At 56.9% G+C, this 25435-nt stretch carries 23 protein-coding genes; 13 read left to right on the forward strand and 10 right to left on the reverse strand.

All coding sequences use genetic code 11. The features are described 5' to 3' along the window. Positions 1-8 precede the first annotated feature (8 nt). The gene (locus AACZ86_RS09875) at positions 9-1061 is read right to left on the reverse strand and encodes a succinylglutamate desuccinylase/aspartoacylase family protein (protein ID WP_339691952.1); all 1053 of its coding nucleotides are present in this window, start codon (positions 1059-1061) and stop codon (positions 9-11) included. A 395-nt stretch (positions 1062-1456) separates the two neighbouring features. On the opposite strand from AACZ86_RS09875, the gene rpsM reads away from it, so the two are divergent. From rpsM to AACZ86_RS09910, 7 genes are all read left to right on the forward strand, one after another. After that, positions 1457-1825 (forward strand): 30S ribosomal protein S13, encoded by a 369-nt coding sequence (gene rpsM, locus AACZ86_RS09880; RefSeq protein WP_339691954.1) that lies wholly within the window; start codon positions 1457-1459, stop codon positions 1823-1825. Positions 1826-1875: 50 nt separating this feature from the next. Then, entirely contained in the window at positions 1876-2265 is a 390-nt protein-coding gene (gene rpsK, locus AACZ86_RS09885) for a 30S ribosomal protein S11 (protein ID WP_067198370.1), read from the forward strand. A 102-nt stretch (positions 2266-2367) separates the two neighbouring features. After that, entirely contained in the window at positions 2368-3426 is a 1059-nt protein-coding gene (locus AACZ86_RS09890) for a DNA-directed RNA polymerase subunit alpha (protein ID WP_339691958.1), read from the forward strand. Between the two features lie 160 nt (positions 3427-3586). Continuing rightward, positions 3587-4009 (forward strand): 50S ribosomal protein L17, encoded by a 423-nt coding sequence (rplQ, locus tag AACZ86_RS09895; protein WP_339691960.1) that lies wholly within the window; start codon positions 3587-3589, stop codon positions 4007-4009. Positions 4010-4095: 86 nt separating this feature from the next. After that, complete coding sequence (locus tag AACZ86_RS09900; protein ID WP_339692046.1) at positions 4096-6240, forward strand: prolyl oligopeptidase family serine peptidase; 2145 nt, start codon at positions 4096-4098, stop codon at positions 6238-6240. Positions 6241-6371: 131 nt separating this feature from the next. Further along, complete coding sequence (locus AACZ86_RS09905) at positions 6372-6884, forward strand: hypothetical protein (RefSeq protein WP_339691962.1); 513 nt, start codon at positions 6372-6374, stop codon at positions 6882-6884. A 129-nt stretch (positions 6885-7013) separates the two neighbouring features. After that, the gene (locus AACZ86_RS09910) at positions 7014-7631 is read left to right on the forward strand and encodes a hypothetical protein (RefSeq protein ID WP_339691964.1); all 618 of its coding nucleotides are present in this window, start codon (positions 7014-7016) and stop codon (positions 7629-7631) included. A gap of 13 nt (positions 7632-7644) precedes the next feature. Here AACZ86_RS09910 and AACZ86_RS09915 read toward each other — a convergent pair whose 3' ends face one another. The 6 genes from AACZ86_RS09915 to AACZ86_RS09940 all read right to left on the reverse strand — a co-directional run bounded on the left by AACZ86_RS09915 (position 7645) and on the right by AACZ86_RS09940 (position 14280). Further along, positions 7645-8436 (reverse strand): SDR family oxidoreductase, encoded by a 792-nt coding sequence (locus tag AACZ86_RS09915; RefSeq protein ID WP_339691966.1) that lies wholly within the window; start codon positions 8434-8436, stop codon positions 7645-7647. Position 8437: 1 nt separating this feature from the next. Then, the gene (locus AACZ86_RS09920; protein ID WP_339691967.1) at positions 8438-9499 is read right to left on the reverse strand and encodes a phosphotransferase family protein; all 1062 of its coding nucleotides are present in this window, start codon (positions 9497-9499) and stop codon (positions 8438-8440) included. A 16-nt stretch (positions 9500-9515) separates the two neighbouring features. Beyond that, entirely contained in the window at positions 9516-10601 is a 1086-nt protein-coding gene (locus AACZ86_RS09925; RefSeq protein ID WP_339691970.1) for a Zn-dependent alcohol dehydrogenase, read from the reverse strand. A 9-nt stretch (positions 10602-10610) separates the two neighbouring features. Beyond that, positions 10611-11912 (reverse strand): acyl-CoA dehydrogenase family protein, encoded by a 1302-nt coding sequence (locus AACZ86_RS09930; protein WP_339691972.1) that lies wholly within the window; start codon positions 11910-11912, stop codon positions 10611-10613. Between the two features lie 104 nt (positions 11913-12016). Beyond that, positions 12017-13447 (reverse strand): MFS transporter, encoded by a 1431-nt coding sequence (locus tag AACZ86_RS09935; protein WP_339691974.1) that lies wholly within the window; start codon positions 13445-13447, stop codon positions 12017-12019. Next, positions 13444-14280 carry an SDR family NAD(P)-dependent oxidoreductase gene (locus AACZ86_RS09940; protein ID WP_339691977.1) on the reverse strand — a complete coding sequence of 279 codons (837 nt, stop codon included), beginning with the start codon at positions 14278-14280 and terminating at the stop codon, positions 13444-13446. The genes AACZ86_RS09935 and AACZ86_RS09940 overlap by 4 nt, the downstream gene beginning before the upstream one ends. 231 nt (positions 14281-14511) lie before the next feature. Here AACZ86_RS09940 and AACZ86_RS09945 point away from each other — a divergent pair, with 231 nt between their 5' ends. The 5 genes from AACZ86_RS09945 to AACZ86_RS09965 all read left to right on the forward strand — a co-directional run bounded on the left by AACZ86_RS09945 (position 14512) and on the right by AACZ86_RS09965 (position 19119). Next, positions 14512-15705, forward strand: coding sequence for an acyl-CoA dehydrogenase family protein (locus AACZ86_RS09945; RefSeq protein ID WP_339691979.1), 1194 nt, complete (start codon positions 14512-14514; stop codon positions 15703-15705). 71 nt (positions 15706-15776) lie between these two features. Continuing rightward, positions 15777-16913, forward strand: a complete 1137-nt coding sequence (locus tag AACZ86_RS09950) for an acyl-CoA dehydrogenase family protein (RefSeq protein WP_339691981.1) — start codon at positions 15777-15779, stop codon at positions 16911-16913. Positions 16914-16925: 12 nt separating this feature from the next. Continuing rightward, positions 16926-17717, forward strand: coding sequence for an SDR family oxidoreductase (locus AACZ86_RS09955; protein WP_339691983.1), 792 nt, complete (start codon positions 16926-16928; stop codon positions 17715-17717). 71 nt (positions 17718-17788) lie between these two features. Then, positions 17789-18316 carry a hypothetical protein gene (locus AACZ86_RS09960; protein ID WP_339691985.1) on the forward strand — a complete coding sequence of 176 codons (528 nt, stop codon included), beginning with the start codon at positions 17789-17791 and terminating at the stop codon, positions 18314-18316. 113 nt (positions 18317-18429) lie between these two features. Next, the gene (locus AACZ86_RS09965; protein WP_339691988.1) at positions 18430-19119 is read left to right on the forward strand and encodes a DUF4197 domain-containing protein; all 690 of its coding nucleotides are present in this window, start codon (positions 18430-18432) and stop codon (positions 19117-19119) included. 519 nt (positions 19120-19638) lie between these two features. On the opposite strand, the gene AACZ86_RS09970 is transcribed toward AACZ86_RS09965, so the two are convergent. Continuing rightward, positions 19639-20112 carry a hypothetical protein gene (locus AACZ86_RS09970; RefSeq protein WP_339691990.1) on the reverse strand — a complete coding sequence of 158 codons (474 nt, stop codon included), beginning with the start codon at positions 20110-20112 and terminating at the stop codon, positions 19639-19641. Positions 20113-20777: 665 nt separating this feature from the next. On the opposite strand from AACZ86_RS09970, the gene katG reads away from it, so the two are divergent. Next, entirely contained in the window at positions 20778-23015 is a 2238-nt protein-coding gene (gene katG / locus AACZ86_RS09975) for a catalase/peroxidase HPI (protein ID WP_339691993.1), read from the forward strand. 436 nt (positions 23016-23451) lie between these two features. Here the strand turns inward: katG and AACZ86_RS09980 are convergent, their stop codons facing one another. Further along, entirely contained in the window at positions 23452-24279 is an 828-nt protein-coding gene (locus AACZ86_RS09980) for a MaoC family dehydratase N-terminal domain-containing protein (protein ID WP_339691996.1), read from the reverse strand. Next, positions 24279-25430: an acyl-CoA dehydrogenase family protein gene (locus AACZ86_RS09985; protein ID WP_339691999.1), complete on the reverse strand. Its 1152-nt coding sequence runs from the start codon at positions 25428-25430 to the stop codon at positions 24279-24281. Before AACZ86_RS09985 ends, AACZ86_RS09980 begins: the two co-directional genes overlap by 1 nt. Positions 25431-25435 lie beyond the last annotated feature (5 nt).

Below are 25435 nucleotides of genomic sequence, written 5' to 3' on the forward strand. Positions count from 1 at the left end.
ACGGCGGGCTAAATAACCTCGTCCTCGTCGAGCAGCTGGTTGCTGGTGATTGCACCCTCGATCTGCTCCAGCCGTTCGCCCACCGTATGGAAGATCCTGACTTCGGCGATGTGGAGCAAAGCGTCACCCTGATTGACGACTGGAAGATTGCTGTGGCCGATAACGATGCCGTCGACCGGGGAGAGGATCGCTTCTTCGCCATCGCCGAAAATATCGCTGATGCAGGCCACGGTATCGCCCTTGTGCACTTTACTGCCGGAGGGTGAAATCAGGCGGCAAATCCCGCCTCTGGTCGAGCGCAGCCAGACCGTGCGGGTTGCCTGGGCGGGGGGGGGGCCGCGCTTGCCGAGCCGCTTGGTGTCGATCATCTCGAGCTTTTTCAGCACCCGCAAGATGCCGTTGACTCCGGTCAGTACCGAGAACTCGTCGAACCGCAGCGCTTCGCCGGCTTCCATCAGCAACATGTCGACGCCGGCTTCCCGTGCGAGTGCGCGCAGCGAACCGGGGCGCAATTCCGCCTCTATGACAACCGGCGGCCCGAATTCGAGCGCCAGTTCCTTGAGCTCGGGATTGCCGGCCGCGATCCGGATCTGCGGCAGGTTATAGCGGTGCTGGGCGGCGCTGTGGATATCGATGCCCAGAGAGCAATGGTCGATGATCTCGGTCGAGAAGATATTGGCCAGCTGTGATGCCAGCGAGCCTTTTTCGGTTCCCGGGAAAGACCGGTTGAGATCGCGGCGGTCGGGCAGGTAGCGGCTGTGGGTGATGAACCCGAACATATTGACCACCGGCACGAATATCACCGTCCCGGACATGCGGCTTGGATGGAGTTTCTTCATCACCCGGCGGATGATTTCCGTGCCGATGATTTCATCGCCGTGGATCGCCGCACTGACAAAGATCGTAGGGCCGGTGCGCTTTCCGTGAAAGACGCGCACTTGCATATTGGCCTGCATGCCCGCGGAGAGATCGCTGATAGGGATCGCGACGTCACCGATTTTCCCGGGAGCGATCGTCTGTCCGGCTATTTCGAACAGATCATATTTGTTTCTATTGGTCAAAAAAGGCCCCTCGTTGATATGCAGGAAATGCTACTGCATTTCGGCGTTAAAGCGAAGCGCGAACAAAGCGGTGGCGCTTGGCGGGGGAGGGGCATAGTGGCCTTGGCCAAACTGCGCAGATGGGCCGATCCGCGATATGTCATCGGTTTATTAATATTATTGTCTTTCAGACAATGGGACTAAGGGCTTATGCAGGCAGGAATAGCTGATTCTCAGGCGATTCCACAGTTGACAGCGACACCGACTCGCCCTACTTCACATTTATTCGAAATCCAACACAACCGGCAGCGCCCTTCGTGCGTCCGCTGGTTTTGTGCGTTTCGGGTGTGTTTTTAACGACTTGGCGATGAGATAAGGTCCGGCGAATCGGTCCTTGTGGAGCATGGAGAAATATATTGGCACGTATTGCTGGGGTAAATATCCCCACTAACAAGCGCGTAATCATTGCGCTTACCTACATTCACGGTATCGGACGCACGGCTGCGGCTGAAATTGTTGAAAAATTGAAGATCGATCCGGCCCGTCGGGTTCAGGACCTTACCGATCAGGAAATCTTGCACATTCGTGAAACGATTGATGCCGAACATACGGTTGAAGGCGATTTGCGGCGTGAAGTTGCAATGAACATCAAGCGTTTGATGGATCTGGCCTGCTATCGCGGCCTGCGTCACCGTAAAGGCCTGCCAGTTCGCGGACAGCGTACGCATACCAATGCGCGCACCCGTAAAGGCAAGCCCAAGGCGATTGCTGGCAAAAAGAAATAAGACTTGTCTCTGGATAAGTATTTTCAAGATATTAGGTAGGAATTGATCACATGGCACGCGAACCGCAGCGCATAAAGAAGAGCGCGCGCAAAAACATTTCGGCAGGCGTAGCGCACGTCAACGCCACTTTTAACAACACGATGGTCACCATCACCGATGCACAGGGCAACGCGATAAGCTGGTCTTCTGCAGGCATGATGGGCTTTAAGGGCTCTCGTAAATCGACACCATATGCAGCTCAGGTTGCAGCGGAAGACGCAGGCAAAAAAGCGGCCGACCACGGTGTGCGTACGCTTGAAGTCGAAGTGAAAGGCCCCGGCTCCGGTCGTGAATCGGCTCTTCGTGCGCTTCAGGCTGTTGGCTTCACGATCACTTCGATCCGTGACGTTACACCGATACCGCATAATGGCGTTCGTCCATCAAAAAGACGCCGCGTCTAACACCGCTTGAGCTTTTGAGGCAGGCATCTGGCCGGTCTCACATTTTACCATTCAGAGCGGAAACGACGTCCAAACCCGCTCTTTGAACATTAGGGGAAGTCCATGACTGTCAATATGAAGAACTGGCAAGAACTGAAGAAGCCCAACGTCCTCGACATCAAGCCCGGCGGTGACCCGAAGCGTAAGGCAACTTTTGTTGCTGAACCTCTGGAACGCGGTTTTGGCCTGACGATGGGTAACGCGCTACGCCGCGTGCTTCTGTCGTCGCTTCAGGGTGCAGCGGTAACGTCGATCAAGATCGAAAACGCTCTGCATGAATTTTCCTCGCTTCCCGGCGTGCGTGAAGATGTGACCGACATCGTTCTGAACGTCAAGCAGATCGCTCTGAAGATGGAGAGCGAAGAAGCCAAGCGCTTGCAGCTTTCCGCAACCGGTCCTGGTGAAGTGAAGGCTGGCGACATCGCTGTCTCCGGCGATATCGAAATCATGAACCCTGAAATGATCATCTGCCATCTCGACGAAGGCGCTACGCTGAACATGGAACTGACCGTCAACGTCGGTAAGGGCTATGTTCCGGCAATCGCCAACCGTCCGGCAGACGCACCAATCGGCTTGATCCCGATCGACTCGCTCTATTCGCCGGTCCGTCAGGTTTCGTATAAAGTCGACAATGCCCGCGTTGGTCAGGAACTCGATTTTGACAAGCTGAACCTCACCATCGAAACCGATGGTACGGTTAGCCCGGAAGATGCGATTGCTTATGCAGCCCGCATTTTGCAGGACCAGTTGCAGCTTTTCGTGCATTTCGAAGAAGCTCTGGAACAGGTGTCTTCGCCGATCGGCATGGCCGCTCAGCAGAGCCAGGCAGAAAGCGATGCCAACCAGCTCAACCGCTATCTTCTCAAGAAGGTCGACGAACTGGAACTCAGCGTTCGCTCCGCCAACTGCCTCAAGAACGACAATATCATCTATATTGGCGATCTCGTGCAGAAGACCGAAGCCGAAATGCTGCGTACGCCAAATTTTGGCCGCAAATCTTTGAACGAAATCAAGGAAGTTCTTTCCAGCATGGGTCTGCGTCTCGGCATGGACATTCCTGGATGGCCGCCTGAAAATATCGAAGAAATGGCCAAGAAGCTTGAACAAGAGCTGCTCGGTTAAATAAATTATCGTTAGTGGTGAGCTTGTCGAACCACGCCTATCGGACGAAAAGCGTCCTTCGACAGGCTCAGGACTAACGGATATGGGTGATGGGTTGCTCCATAAGTCAACCTGCTGCGGGGTACCTCATACGGCCCCATAACGAACGAAGGAACTAACTATGCGTCATAGAATGAAGGGCCGCCGGATGCAGCGGACCGGTGCCCACCGTCAGGCTCTGCTTAAGAACCTCGCGGCTGCACTGATCAAGCATGAGCAGATCATGACGACTGTACCAAAGGCGAAAGAATTGCGCCCGGTTGTCGAAAAGCTGATCACGCTCGGCAAAAGAGGTGGCTTGTCCAACCGTCGTCTCGCGCATGCGCGTTTGATGGATGAAACCCAGGAAAAGAAACTTTTCGAAGTTCTGGCCGACCGTTATGCCGAACGCAGTGGCGGTTATACCCGCATCATTCGCGCCGGTTTCCGTGCTTCCGATGCTGCGCCTATGGCGATTATCGAGCTGGTTGACCGCGATGTCGACGCAAAGGGTCAGGACTCCGGTCCGGACCAGAGCGTTCAGGATGAATACGAAGACGCTTAAGTCCTTCATCCAGGATACAGTTTCAATTGATATGAGAGGCCGTGAGCGATAAGCTTGCGGCCTCTTTTCTTTTGTCCGGGGTGAATATGCGCAGTCTGACGATTTTGACATTGGCCATCGGTTTGGTCGCCACTTCTCCCGCGCTTGCCGCGGATCACGAAAATAAGGAAAACCCGCTGACCTACCCGGAAACAAAGACTGTTGATGTCATTGACGAGCAATTTGGCGAATATATCTCCGATCCCTATCGCTGGCTCGAGAATGACGTTCGCGAGGATCCCGAGGTTGCGGACTGGGTGAAGGCACAGAATACGGTCACCGATGCCTATCTCGAAACGCTGCCTGGCCGCGACAGTCTTGCGCAATCGATGAAGGAATTGTTCGATTACGACGATCTCGGCATTCCGGTCGAAGCCGGCGGCAAATATTTCTACGAGCGCAAGAGCGGCGGCCAGAACCAGGCGGTGCTCTATGTCCGCGATGGTGCCGATGGCGAAGAACGCGTTCTCATCGATCCGGCGGGCTGGTCGGACGACGGGGCAACCGCTCTGGCCGGGTGGAAACCGTCCGGTGACGGCAGCCTGCTCGCTTATGCGGTGCAGGATGGCGGTTCCGACTGGCGGACCCTGAAAGTGCTTGATGTGAAAACGGGCGAAGTCAAGGCGGACACCGTCGAATGGGCCAAGTTCACCGATCTGGTGTGGATGCCCCGGAATTTCGGCTTTCTCTATTCCCGCTTTCCGGAACCGGAAAAAGGCGAGGCGTTCCAGTCTCTGAACGAGAATCACGCCGTTTATCTGCATCTTATCGATACCGATCAGGAAAAAGATACGAAGGTTTACGCGACGCCCGATCAGCCGGAACTCAATCATGTGGCGGACCTGACTTCGGACAAGGAATGGGTGGTGATCACCTCATCTTCCGGCACGGATGACCGCTATGAAATCACCCTCGTCAAGGTGGACGCGCCGAAGCTGGAAACGCGCAAGCTGGTCAGCGGATTCGAAAATGACTGGCGACTGATCGATGGCGCCGGTGACACGCTCTATTTCGTGACCAACAAGGATGCGCCGCGACTGCGGGTGGTGAAAACCGATCTGAGCGCGGAAAATCCGGAATTTACCGAACTGGTTGCGGAAAGCGATGCGGTCGTCGATGGCGCAATGATCGTCGGTGACCGGCTGGTCGTCAGCTATCTCGTCGACGCAAAGAGCCAGCTGTCCGTCTTCGATCTTGACGGCGAGGCGCTCGGCACGCTCGACCTGCCCGGACCGGGGCAGGTGGGCAGCCTCAGCGGATCGATGAAGAGCGACGAAGGCTTTTTCACCTTTCAGAGCTTCAACCGGCCGACGACGGTGTTCCGTTACGAGCCATCGTTGGAACCGACCGTCTGGGCCGCTCCGTCGCTGCCATTTGATCCGGACACGGTCGAAGTGAGTCAGCGCTTCTACGAGAGCAAGGACGGGACGAAAATCCCGATGTTCCTGGTCCACATGAAGGGGCAGGATCTCTCGGAAGGCGCGCCGACCATGCTCTACGGCTATGGCGGCTTCAACATTTCGGTATTGCCGCAATATAAGCCGGCCTGGATGGCGTGGATCAAGGCAGGCGGCGTGTTTGCCTCGGCCAATCTTCGCGGCGGCGGCGAATATGGCAAGGATTGGCACGACGGTGGTCGCTTGCAGAACAAGCAGAATGTGTTTGACGATTTTATCGCCGCTGGCGAATATCTGCTCACTACCGGTATCACTTCGCAAAACGGACTGGCCATAGAAGGGCGGTCCAACGGCGGATTGCTGGTCGGCGCGGTCATGAACCAGCGGCCCGATCTGTTCACCGCCGGTCATGCTGCGGTCGGGGTGATGGACATGCTCCGCTTCGACCGCTTTACCGCCGGACGCTATTGGGTGGATGACTATGGCTATCCGAACAAGGAGCAGGATTTCAGAACCCAGCTCGCCTACTCGCCTTATCACAATATCAAAGGCGGGATCGACTATCCGGCTTTGATTGTCTCGACCGCCGATACCGATGACCGCGTCGTTCCCGGTCACAGCTTCAAATATACCGCACGGTTGCAGGCACTGGATACGGGCGACAAGCCCCATCTCATTCGTATCGAGACGCGTGCGGGTCATGGCAGCGGCAAGCCGACCGACAAGGTGATCGAGGAATATTCCGACATCTACGCCTTTCTGGCTCACGCGACCGGTTTGCAGCTTGATAAATAGCTGTTCATAAAAATAGCCTTTAACATGAACGAATCCTGTCAGGCCAGTTCAGCCTTCACTCAAGCCGACTCTCCTAAAAGGGCTTTGCAAGCTCGGGAAAAGGTTTCGGGCAGTGTGAAAGGACAGTCGACATGAACAAGTTAAACAAGGCTCTTGTCGGAACCGCTACTGCTGCTGCAATGGCCGTTTCTGCAACCCCCGCAATGGCCAAGGACAGCCGCAATGGCGGACCAAGCGCTGGCGAGGTAATCGCCGGTGTCGCGATCATCGGCGCGATTGCGGCAATCGCGAGCTCGAGCAACAAGAATCGTGGCTATAGCGATGCGAATTATCGCGGTGATCGCTATGATAACGGGCGCTATGGCAATAATTATCGCCAGATCGACCAGCGTCAGGCCGTGAACCGCTGTGTAAGCGCAGCCGAAAACGAAGCGACCCGTCGTGGCCGGGCCAATGTCACCGATATCCGTGACGTCGACCGGACCCGCTCCGGCTACCGGATCAAGGGCAATATTCAGGTCGACCAGAACCGTGGCCGTTATCAGCGGAACAGCTATTCGGACAAGGGCAAATTCACTTGCTATATCGAAGGCAACCGGGTGAGCAACGTGCAGTTCAGCGGCCTCAAATATGCCGGCCGTTAACAGCCTGGTGCATTATTGACCGAGACAAAATGGTTCAGCCTGGCGACAGGCTGAACCAACTATGTTTGTGGCAATGGCAGGTTTTGGACTATGGAATCTGCATCATACGGGGTATTTCTTATGGCCAGAATGGCAAAATTTTCAGCTCTTGCAGCTTCGACAGCGTTGGTTTTGACCGGCTTCTCGCCGGCGATGGCAGCGCCGATGTACCCCGGAACCAGCGTCGCTACGCCGATCGAGGCGGGAGCACTCGGCTGGAGTGCCGACAATGAAAATGCTCAGGGCTGGCGCAGTTATCGTGGCAATCGCGGTTATCGCGGACATCGTCATCGCGGCGGGATAGACGGTGGCGATCTATTGGCTGGCATATTGGTGATCGGCGGCATAGCCGCTATCGCCAGCGCCGCGTCCAATAATAGCCGAGACCGTCGCTATGAAGATCGCGACTATCGCAGCGAAAACCAGCGCTATGATGATCGGAGCGCCGATAGGCGTGACGACAGCAGATATGACCGGGGAACCGGTGACATGGAATCGGCTATCAATGCTTGTTCCAGTGCCGCCGAACGGCAAGCCGGTCGCGATGCGCGCGTGTCCGCCATCGAATCTGTCGCCCGCGACGGTGACGGCTGGCGCGTCGAAGGCGAATTGTCGAACAGCGAAGAGCGTTCATTCCTCTGCGGCGCGACCGAGGGCCGTGTCGACTTTGTTCAGGTCGGGAACGGCAATCTCGCGTTTGCGCAATAAGCCGCTTCCCGAACTATACTGCAGTCCGGCCGAATTCCTGACGGGTGACCGGGTGCGATGCGCTCAGGCCACCGTCAACCGCAATGGCCTGTCCGTTGACATAGGACGAGCGGTCGGAAGCCAGAAACAGTGCAACTTCCGCCATTTCGCTAGGCGATGCGCCACGGCGTAGCGGGTTCAGATAGCCGAGCCGGTCTTCCTTGCCCTTCTCCCGGGCCTTGTCATAGATGAACTGGGTCATGCCGGTTTCGGTGATACCGGGGCAGATTGCATTGCAGCGGACGTTGGATGTCGCAAATTGCTGGGACGCAACCTTCACCAGATTGATGACGCCGGCCTTGGAGGCCGAATAAGCGGGGCCACCGGCACCGGACCGAATGCCAGCCACGCTGGCGGTACAGATGATCGAGCCCCCATGTTTGCTTTCTGCAATCACCTTGCCGGCATATTTGCAGGCCAGAAACGGTCCGATCAGGTTGACCCGCAGAACTTCCTGCCATTCGGCAACGCTGCTGTCGAATATCCCTTCAAAACCGCCGCCGATACCGGCGTTGGCGAAGAAGACATGCAGGTCGCCAAAGCGTTGTTCCGCAGCTTCTACCAGCATTTCGACATCGCCTTCGGATCCGGCGTCGGCCTTGATTGCGATGATATTGCCTTCGGAGCCCTTGGCGGTGTCCTCGACTGCATCGGTAACGTCGCTGGCGATAACCTTGGCGCCATGTTGAGCGAAGAGCAAAGCCGCAGCGCGGCCAATCCCGCTGCCGGCACCGGTGATGATCGCGACTTTGTCCTTGAGATCCATATTATGCTCCTGCGCGTTTTGCGACTTCCCATCCGGCTTCTGCCAAGGGTGTTACCCGGTCCGACATTTCGGCCGCGGCGGCGCTATTGGCGGTGCCATCGGCAACCCGCTTCTGAATGCCCTGCAGAATAGCAGCAATCCGGAATAAATTATAGGCGAGATACCAATCCATCGGCGGCAGCTCGGCCATGCCGGATTTTTCGCAATAGCGGGCAATGGCTTCTTCGCGGGAAGGGATGCCGAGAGGTTCAAGATCCACGCCCTTCAGGCCGCTGCGGCCTTCCGGCTCCATTTCATAGGCCATCAGCCAATAAGCGAAATCCGCTATCGGATCGCCGAGGGTCGAAAGCTCCCAGTCGAGAACCGCAATAACCTTGGGTTCGTCATGGGCAAAAATCATATTGTCGAGCCGGTAGTCGCCATGGACAATGCCGAAGCTTTTCTGCTCGGGGATGGTTTTGGTCAGCCACTCTATCAGCCTGTCCATCGCCGGAATTTCCTGCATTTCGGAAAGCCGATATTGCTGGGTCCAGCGGGAAATCTGGCGCTCGCAATAATTGCCGGGCTTGCCGTGCTTCTCCAGTCCCAGTTCGGTCGGATCATAGCTGTGCAGCAAGGCGAGCGTGTCGATCATCTCGTAATAGATGGCGCGGCGCTCTTCCGGATTGCTGTCGGGCAAGGTGCCGTCCCAGAACGTCCGTCCGTCGGCCATTCCCATGACGTAGAACATCGTGCCGAGCACGCTGTCATCTTCGCACAGGCCATAAGGCTTGGCGACCGGGAAACCGGTAGGGTCGAGCCCGGCAATCACCCGGAACTCCCGGTCCACCGCATGGGCGGAAGGCAGGAGTTTGCCGAAGGGTTTCTTGCGCAACACATAGGAGGTGGTCGGTGTGTCGATCTTGTATGTCGGATTGGATTGACCGCCTTTGAATTTGCTCAGACTCAAGGGGCCGACAAAACCTTCGACATTGGACTCCATCCAGCGCGCCAGACTTGCTTCGTTGAGCTTGTCTTTTTCCGGCACTTCCATCGTGCCTGACATGTCTTCCTGTGGGTTCATGGAAGTTCCTATTCCTTTAGCTAAAGGTGATTACGGACCGCGCCGAATCACCTTTTTTCATTTTCTCAAAACCTTCGTTGATCTGCTCTAGCGGAATGGTCTCCGCGACAATGCTGTCTAAATCAAGAAGCCCGCGCAAATAGAAATCTACCAGACGAGGGATATCGACCGGAAACCGGTTTTCGCCCATCAGCACGCCTTGCAGTTTCTTGCCCGAAAGCAGGTCCATCGCGCTCAGGCCGACTTTGTGACTGAGCGGCATCATGCCGAGGATGGTCGCGGTGCCGCCGCGTTTCAGCGAGCCGACCGCGAGATCGCCGGATGCCGGACGACCGACCGCTTCAATCGCATGATCGACGCCGCCTTTGGTCATTTCGACAATCTGTTGCGCGGCATCATCAGCCATCGCGTCGATAACATCTGTTGCGCCCAGTTTGATCGCCAGATCGCGTTTTTCCTTGATCGGGTCCGCAGCAATGATCCGCCCGGCGCCCGCAATCTTGGCGGCGTTGATTGTCGCCAGTCCGACTCCACCGCAGCCGACGACGACAACGGTTTCACCCGGCGTCAACTTGCAGGCGTTGAAGATCGTGCCCGCGCCGGTGGTCACCGCACAGCCGATAACGGCAGCGCGATCGAGCGGCATGTCCGGATCGATCCGCACACAGGCATGTTCGTGGATCAGCATCTGTTCGGCAAAGGCCGAGAGATTGAGCATCTGCCCGACGGTTGATCCATCGGGGCGGGTGATCCGCGGTGCCTCGCCTGCACCGCGCCGCGTGTCTGCACCGAGGCACAAAGACATCCGGCCGGACACACAAAATTCGCAATGTCCGCAAAAGGCCGACAGGCAGGTTACCACGGCATCACCGACAGCGACGGTGCGGACTTCGCTGCCGATCGCCTCGACGATACCCGCCGCTTCGTGCCCCGGAATGGCGGGCAGCGGATGCGGATAGATGCCGTCGATAAAATGCAGATCCGAATGGCAAAGCCCGCAGGCCGCCGTCCGGATCAACACTTCATGCGGCCCCGGCTTGGAGATTACGACATCCTCGATGACGAGCGGTTTTCCCGCTTCGACTAATACTGCTGCTTTCATTATCTGCTCCTAGCGCGTGACAGCCAGATCACCTGAAGAAAATTCGTCCTTCATCTTGCTGCCGTCTGCGGTTTCGGCATATTTGCCATATTCCATCTTGGCGATCGTGCGATTGTGGACTTCGTCCGGACCGTCGGCAAGCCGCAGGGTCCGTTGATGGGCATAAGCTTGGGCAAGTCCGAAATCGTCGGAAACGCCGCCGCCGCCATGGGCCTGAATCGCATCATCAATGATTTTCAGCGCCATGGTAGGAGCCTGAACCTTGATCATGGCAATTTCAGCCTTGGCATATTTATTACCGACCTTGTCCATCATGTCCGCCGCTTTCAGGCAGAGCAAACGGCTCATGTCGATATCGATCCGGGCCCGGGCGACGCGCTCGTCCCAAATGCTGTGTTCGGAAAGGCGTTTGCCGAATGCGACACGTGATTGCAGGCGCTTGACCATTTTCTCGAGCGCTTCTTCGGCGACACCGATGGTCCGCATGCAGTGATGGATACGACCGGGTCCAAGGCGACCCTGCGCTATTTCAAAACCGCGCCCTTCGCCGAGAAGGATGTTTTCAGCCGGAACCCGGACGTCCTTCATCTCGACTTCCATATGACCGTGCGGTGCATCGTCATAACCGAAGACCGGCAGGTGCCGGATGATGTTTACGCCCGGTGCGTCGGTTGGCATGAGGATCTGGGACTGCTGCGTGTAGCGGCTGCCCTCGAACGTGGTTTTGCCCATGACGATCGCGATTTTGCAGCGCGGATCGCCAAGACCCGAAGACCACCATTTGCGACCGTTGATGACATATTCATTGCCGTCACGGACGATCGCGGTTTCAATATTGGTTGCGTCGGATGACGCAACGGCTGGCTCGGTCATCAGGAAGGCCGAGCGGATTTCGCCGTTCATCAGGGGGCGCAGATATTGTTCTTTCTGTTCCAGAGTGCCGTAGCGATGGAAAACTTCCATATTGCCGGTATCGGGGGCCGAGCAGTTGAACACTTCGGAAGAGAAACCGACGCGGCCCATTTCTTCGGCGCACAGGGCATATTCGAGATTGGTGAGGCCCGGACCTTCGAATTCGAAGACGTCGTCAATATGGGTAAGATTGGGATTGGCTGGCGGCATGAAGAGGTTCCAGATGCCGGCTTCCTTGGCCTTCTTCTTCTCTTCCTCGACGACCTGGAGAACTTTCCAGCGCTCGCCAGTGGATTCTTCCTTGTGGAAATCCGCCATGCGGGGCCGTAGGTGAGTCTCGATATGATCACGCACCCGGTTGCGCCAATATTCCTGCTTTTCAGTGAGATCAAAATCCATACCCAAGCCCTTTTCTTTTTTAACTATGCGATTAACTTATCAGAGGCAGTCTGGCTTTGCCACAGCGAAAACGGTTAGTCGGAGGAGTTTTTATTCCACTATCTTCATTTCACCTGCGGCATCGACGCCGTCAGTTTCGATATCCGCTCGCCATGATCTTGCTCGCCCAGAGGGAACAGAGTGTAGGCCCATGTTCCTCCGAGTCCGATCAACGTCACCAACGACACAAAAATCAACGCCAGATTGTCGACAATCGCGGGATCAACAGTCCCGGGAACCGCTTGCGCGGGCAACTGGATGAACGAAATGATCAGGCCTGCCAGCAAGATCCCCATGCCGCCAACCATTTTCTGCATGAACCACATGCCCGAAGAGAACAGACCTTCCGCGCGTTTGCCAGCGTCAAATTCATAGGCATCTGTGACATCGGCCATCATCGAGAAGGTCAATATCATAGCGGAGATACTCGCCGCGATTCCGATAACGAGCAACGTGAAGAGGATGGGGATGAGATAGGGGGATCCGGGTTCAGGAAACAGGCCGGCCATACGCAGCCAATATGGTGCCGTCCCGATAACCACCGCAAATAGCGTAAAAAACGCCGCGCCTTTCGGTTTTCCTGTCCGTACGGAAATCGGGGTGACAAGCAGAAAAGCCAGAATGACCCCGATGAACAGAACGGCCGAATAGAGCGTCATTTCCGCAGAACCGAATTCCCAGACGTGAGTCAGCAGATAGGGCGTCATCGAGAATAACAGCCCCTGGTTGGTAAAGGCGAACACGCCGGCGAGCATCAACAAGAGAAAGGGTGAAAAACGGAATGCCGAGAGCATTTCGGAAAAGCCTTCCGCTGTTTTCGGTGGTGTGCGTTCGGCTTTATAGCGCGCGACCGTCCGTTTGTGAGTGCTGAGACCCGACACCAGAACGGCAAAAGCCATGATGCAGGCACCGATGATGGCGAACGTCGAATAGCCATCGATGTTGAGAAGCCCGACGGGATATTTCTCGCTGGGTACCAGCAGGATGCCATAAGCAAGAACCATGATACCGAGACCACTCGCCCAGCCGAACAGGCTGCGATAGCGCAAAATGCTGGTGCGATCATGATAATCGCGGCTGAGTTCCGGTAGCAGCGCCAGCGATGGTACTTCATAAGCGGACAGGGATATCCGCACGAGCATCGCCATCGTCAGAAGATAGAAAAATTGTATCGTGGCGCTGGCCTCGGGTGGATGCCACAACAGCAGCCACGCCGCCGCAATCGGAAGCGCCGCCCCGTATAACCACGGGTGGCGCCGTCCGATCGGCGTTCTGGTCCGGTCGGTCATCTGGCCGATCAGCGGGTCGATAAAGGCATCGACAAACAGGGCAATGGCAATAGCCAGACTGACGACATCAGCTCGCATGCCGATCACCTGATTATAATAGAAAAGCAGAAAGACCGAAAATCCGTTATCCTTGATCCCGTATGCGGCGGAACCGAAGCCATATAGAATCTTGGTTTTGAGCGGCAGCTTGTCCGGAGCCTCTGTCAACGCAGATGCTCCGGCAGGATCGCATCCAGCATACCGGGTATTTCCGGATTCCAGCTGCCCTCGGTGCCGACCAGCATACCGCCATCCACCAGCAAATGCGTGCCGGTGACAAAGCCGGCGGCATCAGATGCCAGATAGGCGGCCGCCTCAGCAATATCGCCGGGCACTCCGGGACGGGCAACCGGCTGGGCATTCGCGGCTGCCTGGCCGAGAACCGTATTTATCTCTTGTGTCTCTTCCTTATTGGCACCGACGGTCGCGGCGAAAATATTGGTCTGGATGAAACCGGGGCAGATCGCGTTCACGCGGATATTATATCGGGCCAGCTCCGCTGCAGCCACTTTGGTCAGATGCAATACACCAGCCTTGGCAGTGGAATAGGCAATCGGGCCATAGCCGGCCTGGAACGCGCAAATGGATGCTGTGTTGACAATCGCTCCGCCGCCGCGTTTTTTCAGATGCGGTGCGGCGTGGCGGATACCCATAGCGACGGACTTGAGCAGCAAGGCCATGGCAAAGTCCCAGTCGTCGCCGCTGATTTCGTCAATCGGAGCACGCGGGCCGCCGGCGCCTGCATTGTTGAAAACGACATCAATGCCGCCGGTCTGCTCAGCAGCATAGTCCATCAGCGCTTTTACTTCGGCTTCGCTGGTGACATCGCATTTCCTGAACAGAAAGCCGTCGCCCATCGCCGACATCATCGCCGTGCCTTCGGCTTCATCGATGTCGCCCATCACGACGGTGGCGCCTTCGCGAAGAAAAAGCTCGACGCTGCTGCGTCCTATTCCCGATGATCCGCCGGTTATCACGGCAGTCTTGCCTTTAAATCGCATCCTCTTGCGCTCCCTTTTTTTTCTTCATTAAAGCAATGACATTTTTCAACGTCAATCACTTGTGCTGACCATGTTCGTTTCCGTTACGGAAATCAGACGGCTGACCGGTCGTGCCAGTAATTTTCTTCGGATTCTCCGATTATTTTTGACTTCTGGTCAAGGGAATCGTTGAATCAGTCCACGCAAATATGATAGTCCAACTTTAATTGATCAATTAAAAGGAAATTCGTGATGTCCGATCTTGAAACCTTCCGCGCGGAGACGGCCGCCTGGCTCGAAGCCAACTGCCCGCCGGAAATGCGCGAACCGATGGTAAGCGAAGAAGATGCCGTCTGGGGCGGACGCAATGCGACGTTCAAGCCCGGCCAGAAAGAATGGCTGGATATCATGGCGGCCAAAGGCTGGACGGTACCCGACTGGCCGAAAGAATATGGCGGCGGCGGATTGTCACGCGCCGAGGCCAAAATTCTCGGTCAGGAAATGGCGCGGCTGAAATGCCGGTCGCCGCTATCGAGCTTCGGCATCTGGATGCTCGGCCCCGCGCTGCTGCATTTCGGCACCGAAGCACAGAAGAAGCATTTCCTGCCGCCGATTGCGCGCGGCGAAATTCGCTGGTGTCAGGGCTATTCCGAACCGGGTTCCGGTTCCGATCTGGCCTCGCTGCAAACCAGCGCGGTCGACAAGGGCGATCATTTTGTCATCAACGGTCAGAAAATCTGGACCAGCTACGCGGACAAGGCCGACTGGATCTTCTGCCTGACGCGGACCGACAAGAATGAAAAGCACAAGGGCATTTCCTTCATGCTGTTCGACATGGCGAGCGAAGGCGTGACCACAAAACCGATCGTGCTGATTTCCGGCCAGTCGGCCTTCTGCGAAACATTTTTCGATGACGTCAAAGTGCCCAAGGAATATGGCGAGGGTGTTTCGTCTGTCGTCTATGAAGTGAACAAAGGCTGGGACGTTGCCAAATATCTGCTTGGTCACGAGCGCAGCATGATTTCCGATCAGGGTGGGTCGGCTGGCGGTTCGCTCGGCGCGAAATTTGCTGACCAGATCGGCCGCGATGCGATGGGCCGACTGGATGATCCGATGCTCCGTGCCCAATTGGCCGATATGGATATCGAACTGCTCGCCTTCCGTGCGATGGCCGAACGGTTTGGCGATACGTTCAAGGCCGGGCTCTGCCATCCGGCCCAGCCCAATATGATGAAATATGCCGGCACCGAAATCAACAAACGCCGGCACGAGCTTATCATGGCTGCCGGCGGCAGCGAAGTGCTTGAATGGGAAAGCGAAGCCACCAACGGCGGGATGACCGCACGAAGCTGGCTGCGCACCAAGGCGAACAGTATCGAGGGCGGCACCAGCGAAGTCATGCTGAACGTCATATCCAAGCAGATATTGCGACTGCCCGGCGCCTAGCGGAGCGACTTTCGAACAGAATGGCTTGGCGAGCGAGCTTGCCGCGAACAGGATTAGATAAGGACTAGAATATGCCGCTTTATTTGAACGACGATCAGAAAATGCTCCATGACAGCGCTGTGGAATTTATGAAGGGCGAGGCACCGGTTTCGCATCTGCGCGAGTTTCGCGACAAGCAGTGCAAGGACGGCTTCTCCCATGATTTGTGGAAGCAGTTTGCGGAAATGGGTTTTACCGGCATTTTGATCGGTGAAGAAGAAGGTGGCCTGGGACTGGGTCATGTCGAAGCGGGGGTGGTGCTCGAAGAAATCGGTCGCAATCTGACGCCTTCGCCTTTCCTGACCACAGCGGTCGCTGGTGTCGAAGCGCTCAACGCAGGCGGCAAGGCTTTGCGCGACAAATATTTCCCCGGCATCATTGCCGGTGATACGGTTCTGGCGCTGGCGATTGACGAAGGCGCGAAACACCGTCCCGACCAGATCAGCATGGCCGCTACGCGCGAAGGCAATGGCTTCAAGCTCGATGGCAAGAAGCAATTTGTCGTGCAGGGCGGATCGGCCGATACATTGATCGTTGCTGCGCGAACCAGCGGCAGCGCGGGTGACGACAAGGGGCTGACGCTATTCGCCGTCGATGCAAATGCTGCTGGCCTGTCCAAAGACAGCGCTCGGCTGGTCGATAGCGCGATGGCGGCGCATATCCAGTTTGACGGCGTGCTGGTCGACGCCGATGCGGTGATCGGCGAGGTTGACGAGGGCGATACGGTCCTGCGTCGATTGTTGAACGCCGGTCGTTCCGGTGCCGCTGCCGAAACACTGGGCGTCGGAGCGGGGTCGATGGATATCACGGTCGACTATATCAAAGGGCGGAGCCAGTTTGGCGCGTTGATCGGTTCGTTCCAGGCGCTGCAGCACCGTATTTCCCATCTCTACAGCGAAATGGAAATCGCCCGCGCGACAGTCTTGAAAGCGCAGCAAATGCTCGACGAAGGCTCGGCCAGTGCAGAGCTGATGGTATCGGTTGCCAAGGCCAAGGCGGGCAAGGCGACAGCGCTTTCGGTCAAGGAAGGCGTCCAGATGCACGGCGGCGTCGGCATGACCGACGAATATGATATCGGCCTCTATATGAAGCGTGATCGCGCGCTGCAGGAATTCATGGGTGATGTGAATTACCACACCAATCTCGTCGCCGAAATGCACGGCTATTAAAGGATATTGACGATGGATTTTAACAAACTTTTCTCGCTCGAGGGACGTGTTGCTCTCGTCACCGGCGGCCAGCGCGGCATTGGCGCGATGATCACCGAAGGCTTTCTGGCGCAGGGCGCCAAAGTCTATATTTCCGGTCGCAAGGCCGATCAGGGCGAAGCTGCTGCTGCCGAATTCGGTGAAAATTGCACTTATATCCAAGGCGATATCTCGACCTATGAAGGCTGCAAGGCCCTCGCTGCCGAGATCGCATCCCGCGAAGAGAAGCTCGACATACTCGTCAATAATGCCGGTGTGGCCTGGGGCGCGGAATATGTCGACTTTCCGGAATCCGGCTGGGACAAGGTCATGGACACCAATGTCAAAGGCCTGTTCTTCCTGACCCAGGCGCTGCACCCGCAACTGAAAGCGGCTGCCAGCTTCGAGCGTCCGGCCAAGGTTATCAATATCGCATCGATCGACGGCATGAAGGTCAACCCCTGGGAGACCTACAGCTATCAGGCGTCCAAGGCAGCTGTCATCCATCTGACCCGCAAAATGGCGTCGAAGCTGGTGCAGGAAGATATCATCATGACCGGAATCGCGCCTGGTGCCTTTGCCTCGTCGATGAACAAGGCGGCTCGCGATCATGAAGACGCCGTGGAGAAGGGCATTCCTGCCAAACGCATCGGCCGGCCCGAGGATATGGCATCCGCAGCGGTATTTCTCGCAAGCTCTGCCGGGGATTATGTCGTCGGTACGACGATTCCCGTCGATGGCGGTGTGGTAAATGCCCCAGGCCCCGGAACGTCGATCGACCCCTGATCAGCGCTTGCGGCTTGACGGATTGAACTCCAGACTGTATTAACATAGCAATACAGTCTGGAGAAATACGCATGTCGACGAAAAATCTGATTCTACTCGCGGCACTGCCGCTTGCCCTTTCTGCCTGCAGCAAGGTTGACGACGAATCCGGCGACGGTTCCGGTCTGTCGATCGACTTTAGCGACGACAGCAAGGCCGATGCCGAAAAAATCAAGATCGGCGGCGACGGTAAAGACAGCAAATTCTCGATCAAGGCGGATGGTTTCTCGATGGAAGTTGATCTGCCTTCGATCACGCTCGACAGCGACGATTTCGACATGAACGATGTCGATCTTTATCCCGGCAGCCATGTCACCAGTTTTGATATCAAGGACACAGGCGGGCAGGGTGGCAAGGTCCGGATCAGTTTCACCGCGCCAGTGGGTGTCGACAAGCTGGCCGACTGGTATGAAACACAGCTGACCGGCAATGATTTCAAGGTCGTGCGCGACGGGACAAATTTGTCGGGTAAAACCGCTGAAGACGATCCGTTTTCGCTGGAGTTGACGGAATCATCCGGGGATGAAAGCAAAGGCGTTCTGGAATTTTCCGAACGCTAGATGTTTCCGTAAAATCTCGAATTTGCACAATTTTACCGATATTTCTTGCCAGGTTCAGGCGTGGGCCAGTGAAATATGCTATGACCCTCCGACATAGTTCAGGAGAAATGGTCATGCGTCACGGAAAAACCTCTGGTAGAATATTCGCCACGATCGCTCTGGCAACGGCTCCGCTGGCGCTCGTGACTTTCGCGGCGACACCCGCGGCAGCGCAAAGCTCCGGCGTGAAAGGCATATTGGGTGATGCCTCCGACAATGCGCTGGACAAGCTTTCGGAACCCGGTGCTTTCTATGCGGACAAAGCGGTGCGTATATTGCTGCCCGGTCCGTTGCAGAAGGCGACGAGTATCTTGCGCTTTACCAGCAAGGCCGGCCTGACCAAGGACATTACCAAGACGTTGAATGATGCTGCGGGCAAGGCAGCACTCGAAGCCAAACCCGTCTTCCGCTCGGCGATCGACGGTCTCACATTGCAGGACGGTGTCGGTATTGTAACCGGTGGCGAAGCGGCCGGTTCCGACTATCTCCGGCGCACGTCGGGAGAAGAACTGGCGGTTAAAGTCCGGCCGCTGGTAGAAAAGGCACTTGTCGAACTGGGGGCTTACGAGCAGGTTGAACGGCTCGGCTCGATTTCTTCACTGGCCAAGCTGGGCGGGACCGATCTTTCACGTGACGGCCTGACCGACAGCGTTACGGATCAGGCAATGGATGGCATTTTTACCTATATCGGCAAGGAAGAGGCCAATTTCCGCAGCAACCCGCTCGACAAGGGTAAGAAGCTATTCAAAGGCATTTTCGAATAAAGCTAAAGCCCAGGCTATATTCCCCGGATTTTGCTCCTTGGACCAGTTGCATAACGTGCAACTGGTCGGGCTGCGTTCTCAATTGAAACTTATTTGCGATGCGACCATTTGGGCCTCGTAAGTTACGCAGGAAAAGAGATGTTTGATCGGCGTTTGTAAAAAGGAGAAAATCCATGAGAACGCTTTTCAATATTATCGCAGCCATTTCCGTCAGCAGCATCGTTCTGTTTTCGACGGTTCAGGGCTAAGGTAAACAGTTACAATCCCGGTTGCCGCCTCCTCCTCCTCCCGAAGTTGGCGCCGGGATTGGTCCAAAGGTCCGGACCTTCCTCCATCCCTCCCAAATGAAGGTCCGGACCAGCGGACAATATTTGCAAAATTTGCAAAAAATCCCCCGACAGCACGAAGTATAATCTTATCCACCAGATCGGCAGGAGTTTTCCACCGGTAACTGATCTGCCTGTGGATAACTTGCTATTTTCCCCTAGGCGCGACTCGGCATGAGGAGTCATATATAGGTCATCGGAAGGCAAACGGACGAACCAGCGACCAGTCAGCAATGACCCGCAGGACAGCCCGGGAACCCGAAGATGGTCGAGATGACCAGTTTGTTTTTCGCAAGAAAAGGAAAATGATCTCTCGGTCGGTGATCGGAGAATGACTGGAAAGGGAAGGCGCAAGCCCGAGCGGAACAGCCGGACGAAGATCATCAGGTGACTGGACCAAATGCGGGTTGGAAACCGAAGCGAAGAAGCGCAAGCGGAAACGTGGATAACCACCAACCATTAACGTATTCGATCCGGGATCCGGACGCCGAACAAGCGGCTGCTGGAATCGCAAGAGGACATCAGCCCCAACAGAGGCGCAGCGGGAGCTTATCTTCGGATAAGCTCCCGTTTTTTTGCTCCGCGCCCGTTGTTGATTTTCTGCTGCTGCAAAGGCGTGCCCGTGAAAGCGGCAAATGAAATGCAGTCCCTGCGATATCGAGCCCAAGTGATTCCGGTCACAACGACAAGCGTGCATATCGGCTAAACCGCTTTTGCGAAGTCGCTACTCGTCACGCAGGCGGCTTCGCACCACCCCCCCCAAACAACCCCATATGATAAAGATATTCGGCATATGGCCACTGGCGGACATTGTCGTTCGCGAGCGGCTTTTTTATTTTACCAGTGATGGGGATCACAGCGTCGGCAATAAGACTCGGTTAACAAAATCTTGCGGCACCGATGTGACGGAGCAGTTTATTCCGTTTTATCCCCATGCCGCACCAAACCCATTTGTTGGGTATCCAGGGGAAGCTCGGCGGTTTATGCGACCCGACCGCCGAGCTTCTTTGCTGTGTCCGATGGAAATTTCAAAATTGAACTTCCGGATTGAGCCGATCAGGTTATTTTGGAGGACGGGCTTTGCTTCCGACCGATAGAATATTGCAGTTAGCCCGATAACATTCGCGCCTCAGCCCCTATCAATCCCCCCTGTTCCTCTCCCGATATTGCCAATTTCCGGAAGCCACCCACCATCATCTTCGGGCATCTTCGGGTGCGCCGATGATCGACAGGTTCGATTACTCTCAGGAAATTTACTGATTTCGTCACCTATTCCATTGAGCCTAGAGTTTTTATCAGAACCAAAAACCGGGAATTCAACAGGAGAGAAAGATGTTCAAATCACAGGTTTCACTTTTTGCCTTGCTGGCAGCGTCAATGACGCCGCTGGTGATGGCCAGTCCGGCCGAAGCCCAAAAAACGGTTGTGCAAGACCCGCCCGGTGCCATGTCGAACAAGGACTGGTGGCCACAAACGCTCGACCTCGCGGCGCTTCGCCAGCATGAGGCACAGTCCAATCCTTACGGCCCGGACTTCGATTATGCCGCCGAATTCGCCACACTCGATCTCGCTGCGGTCAAGGAAGATATCCGCAAGGTTCTGACCACGTCACAGGACTGGTGGCCGGCCGATTATGGCCATTATGGTCCGTTCTTCATCCGTATGGCCTGGCACAGCGCCGGCACCTATCGCGTCGGTGACGGACGCGGCGGCTCCGATGGCGGCGAGCAGCGTTTCGAACCGCTCAACAGCTGGCCCGACAATGTCAGCCTCGACAAGGCGCGGCGTCTGGTCTGGCCGATCAAGCAGAAATATGGGCGGAAATTGTCCTGGGGCGACCTGATGGTGCTGACCGGCAATGTCTCGCTGGAGGATATGGGCTTCAAGACCATCGGCTTCGCTGGTGGTCGCGTCGACGCATGGCAACCCGATCTGGTGTTCTGGGGTCCGGAAGCCAAGATGCTGGCCGACAACCGTCGCGACGGCAAAGGCGATCTCAAGGGCTCGCTTGCTGCAACGCAAATGGGTTTGATTTACGTCAATCCGGAAGGACCGAACGGCAATCATGATCCGATTTCGGCCGCTGCCGATATCCGCCGTGCCTTTGGCAATATGGCGATGAATGACGAGGAAACGCTGGCGCTGATTGCTGGTGGGCATACGTTCGGCAAGGCGCATGGTGCGCACAAGCCCGAAGAATGTATGGATGCAGAACCCTCTGCCGCCGGTATCGAAGCGCAGGGTCTCGGCTGGGCCAATAAATGCGGCAAGGGCAATGCCGAGGATACGATCACCAGTGGCCTCGAAGGCGCATGGTCGGCCAATCCGATTGCCTTTACCAACCAGTATCTCGACAATCTGTTCGGTTTCGAATGGGTCAAGGTCAAGAGCCCGGCCGGTGCGACGCAGTGGATCCCGAGCGATCCCAATGCAGCGAACATGGTTCCAGACGCCCATATCCCGGGCAAGACCCACGCGCCGATCATGTTCACCACCGATATCGCGGTCAAGGAAGACCCCGGTTTCCGCAAGATCGCCGAGCGTTGGCATGCAAATCCCGATGAATTTGCGGCGTCCTTTGCTCGCGCATGGTTCAAGCTGACTCATCGTGATCTCGGGCCCTCGGCGCGCTATGTCGGAACCGATGCACCGAGCGAGAGCTTCGTCTGGCAGGACCCGCTGCCCGCAGCCGACTATGCGATGATTGGCGACGCCGATGTTGCGCAGCTCAAGTCGAAAATCCTGGCTACCGGTCTGACAACACCCGAACTGGTGCGGACTGCATGGGCTTCGGCCTCGACCTTCCGTGGCAGCGACATGCGTGGCGGCGCCAATGGCGCGCGGCTACGGCTCGAGCCGCAACGCGGCTGGGCGGTCAATGACAAGGCGGAACTGACCAAGGTGCTTGGCAAATTGGAAGCGATCCAGAAGGATTTCAACCGGAGCGCTGCCGGCGGCAAGCAGGTTTCGCTCGCTGACCTGATCGTCCTGGGCGGCAATGCTGCGGTCGAGCAGGCGGCCAGCAAGGCGGGCCACAAGGTCAGCCTGCCGTTCACACCCGGACGTGTCGATGCCACGCAGGCACAGACCGACGCGGCATCCTTCGCCTATCTCGAACCGAAGGCCGACGGCTTCCGCAACTATTATACGTCCGGTGCCGACATGGCGCCAGCGGCAGCACTGGTCGACAAGGCCGACGCGCTCAATCTGACTGTGCCGGAAATGACGGTGCTGGTCGGCGGGCTGCGGACGCTGAACGCCAATGCGGGCAAGTCGTCCAGCGGTGTGTTCACTGCCAATCCCGGACAGCTGAGCAACGACTTTTTCGTCAATCTGCTCGACATGAAGACCAAATGGTCGAAGTCGGGCAGCAATGCCGGATTGTACGAAGGCCGTGACCGCGAGACGGACAAGCTGGTCTGGACCGCGACACCGGTCGATCTGATCTTCGGATCCAATTCGGAATTGCGCGCCGTAGCCGAAGTTTACGCTTCTGATGATGCGGACCAGCAATTTGCCGAAGACTTTGCAGCAGCCTGGACCAAGGTGATGAACGCCGACCGTTTCTAGGTCACGTTTGAATTAGGGAAAGCCCGGTGGCCGCGTGATCCGCAGCAGCCGGGCTTTTTTATGCGGTTTGAATTGGGGCGATCGGGACTGGTCCGTTCGTCCTGAGCCTGTCGAAGGGCGGGTGCGCGCGAACATGCTTCGACAGGCTCAGCACGAACGGAGAGTGTGGTTGGGTCTCAGGGAAATTATGCTTGTTTCATAAACATTGCGCCATTCCACCGAGAGGGATCCCATCCGCCAAAACGCACGCGAAGGCGCGAAGCCGGGAAGAAAAAAGGCCGCGCTACCCTTCGCGCCTTCGCGTCTTCGCGTGAGAAACATTCATCCGCCGGCCGCTTTCCCGTTCGTCCTGAGCCTGTCGAAGGACGAGTGCGCGCAACCGTGCTTCGACAAGCTCAGCACGAACGGAGGGGGTGGCATCGTCCTTGGGCGGAGCCTAGATCGCCGCCTGCGCGCTCATGATCTCTTTGCCGTTATGGCCAATCACGGCGAGCGTGATAGTCTCGCCCTCCTGTTTGCCGACGAGATATATTGCGGCATTGGCAAAGGCGGGCGCCTGTCCGCGAAAGGAAAAGCTGGAGAGCTTGTTTGCACCCAACTCGCTTGCGGCGAGGTTCAGCAACAATGTCGCCATCAGCGGACCCTGAACGACAAGGCCGGGATAGCCTTCTTCCTGGATCGCATAGGGGCGATCGTAGTGGATGCGGTGGCTGTTGAAGGTTAGCGCTGAATAGCGGAATAATAATGGTTCGGACGGCAGGATTTTCTGCTGCCAGTCCCAGTCTTGCAAGTCTGGAATATCATTGCTGACCTCGCTGACCGGTACCGTAGTCGCGGCAGGCTCGCGATAGACGATATTCTGCCGCTCCCTGATCGCCACCCGATCGCCAACGCGTGTTTCATGATCGACAGCGACAAACACCAGATCGCCCGACTTGCCCGACTTCTCTTCAATGCTGGCCACGGTCGACACGCGCGATATTTCATCGCCCAGTTGCAGCGGATGTTCGAATGAAACTTCGCTCGACGCCCACATCCGGCGGGGCAGGGGGATGGGCGGAAGAAAGCCGCCCTTTGCGGGATGACCGTCTTCCGCCAATTGTGCCGTCGGAGCATCGGGCAGGCAGAGGCACCAGTGCAATCCCTGCGGAACGTCGTCGCTGACGGGCGTATCGATTGTTGCGCAAAAACGTTGCAGCAGGCCCGGCGTGATCACGTCGTGGCGCGTCTCGCTCTTGCCGATCCACTCCGACCAGTCAGCCATCAATAGCTCCTCGGCAGACCCAGCACATGTTCGGCGACATAGGAGAGGATCATATTGGTGCTGATCGGGGCGACCTGATAAAGTCTTGTCTCGCGGAATTTCCGCTCGACGTCATATTCCGCGGCAAAGCCGAAGCCGCCGTGGGTCTGGACGCAGGCTTCGCCGGCGGCCCAACTGGCGTCGGCGGCGAGCATCTTGGCCATATTGGCTTCCTCGCCGCAATTTTCACCCGCTTCATATTTGCGCAGGCCTTCGTGGACCAGCAGTTCGGCGGCGCGCATTTGCGCATAAGCGCGGGCGATCGGGAATTGCACGCCCTGGTTCTGGCCGATCGGGCGGCCGAACAGGACCCGCTCCTTGGCATAGGCTGTCGCCTTCTCGATGAACCATTTGGCATCGCCGATACATTCCGCTGCGATCAACAGCCGCTCGGCGTTCATGCCGGACAGGATATAGCGAAAACCATTGCCTTCCTCGCCGATCAGATTGGCGGCGGGCACGCGCATATTGTCGAAGAACAGCTCCGTGGTGCTGTGGTTCATCATCGTGTCGATCGGCCGGATGGTGAGACCGTTGCCGAGCGCCGCGTTCATATCGACGAGAAACACTGACAGGCCGTCGGTGCGCTTGGCTACCTGATCACGCGGTGTGGTACGGGCGAGCAACAGCATCAGGTCGCTATGTTCGGCGCGGCTGGTCCACAGCTTTTGCCCGTTGATGACATAATCATCGCCGTCCCGCTTGGCGACGGTCTTCAGCGCCAGCGTGTCGGTGCCGCTGGTCGGCTCGGTCACGCCAAAGGCCTGAAGGCGCAATTCGCCCGTGGCGATTTTGGGCAGATATTGGCTTTTCTGCTCGTCCGACCCGTGGCGGAGCATCGTACCCATGATATACATTTGCGCGTGCACCGCGCCGCCGTTGCAGCCTTGGGCCTGGATTTCCTCGAGAATCGCTGCCGCTGCCGAAATCGGCAATCCGGCGCCGCCGAATTCTTCCGGGATCAGCGCCGCAAGATAGCCGGCTTCGCCCAAAGCAGCGACAAAATCGCTCGGATATTCACGCGCCTTGTCGCGGGCCCGCCAATATTCTCCCGGAAATTTCCGGCAAAGTTTCGCGACTTCCTCGCGGATGGACGTGTAATCCTGCGTCAATTCCG

Origin of the sequence: uncultured Parasphingorhabdus sp. (assembly GCF_963975735.1) — a bacterium.
Classification (GTDB): Bacteria; Pseudomonadota; Alphaproteobacteria; order Sphingomonadales; family Sphingomonadaceae; genus Parasphingorhabdus.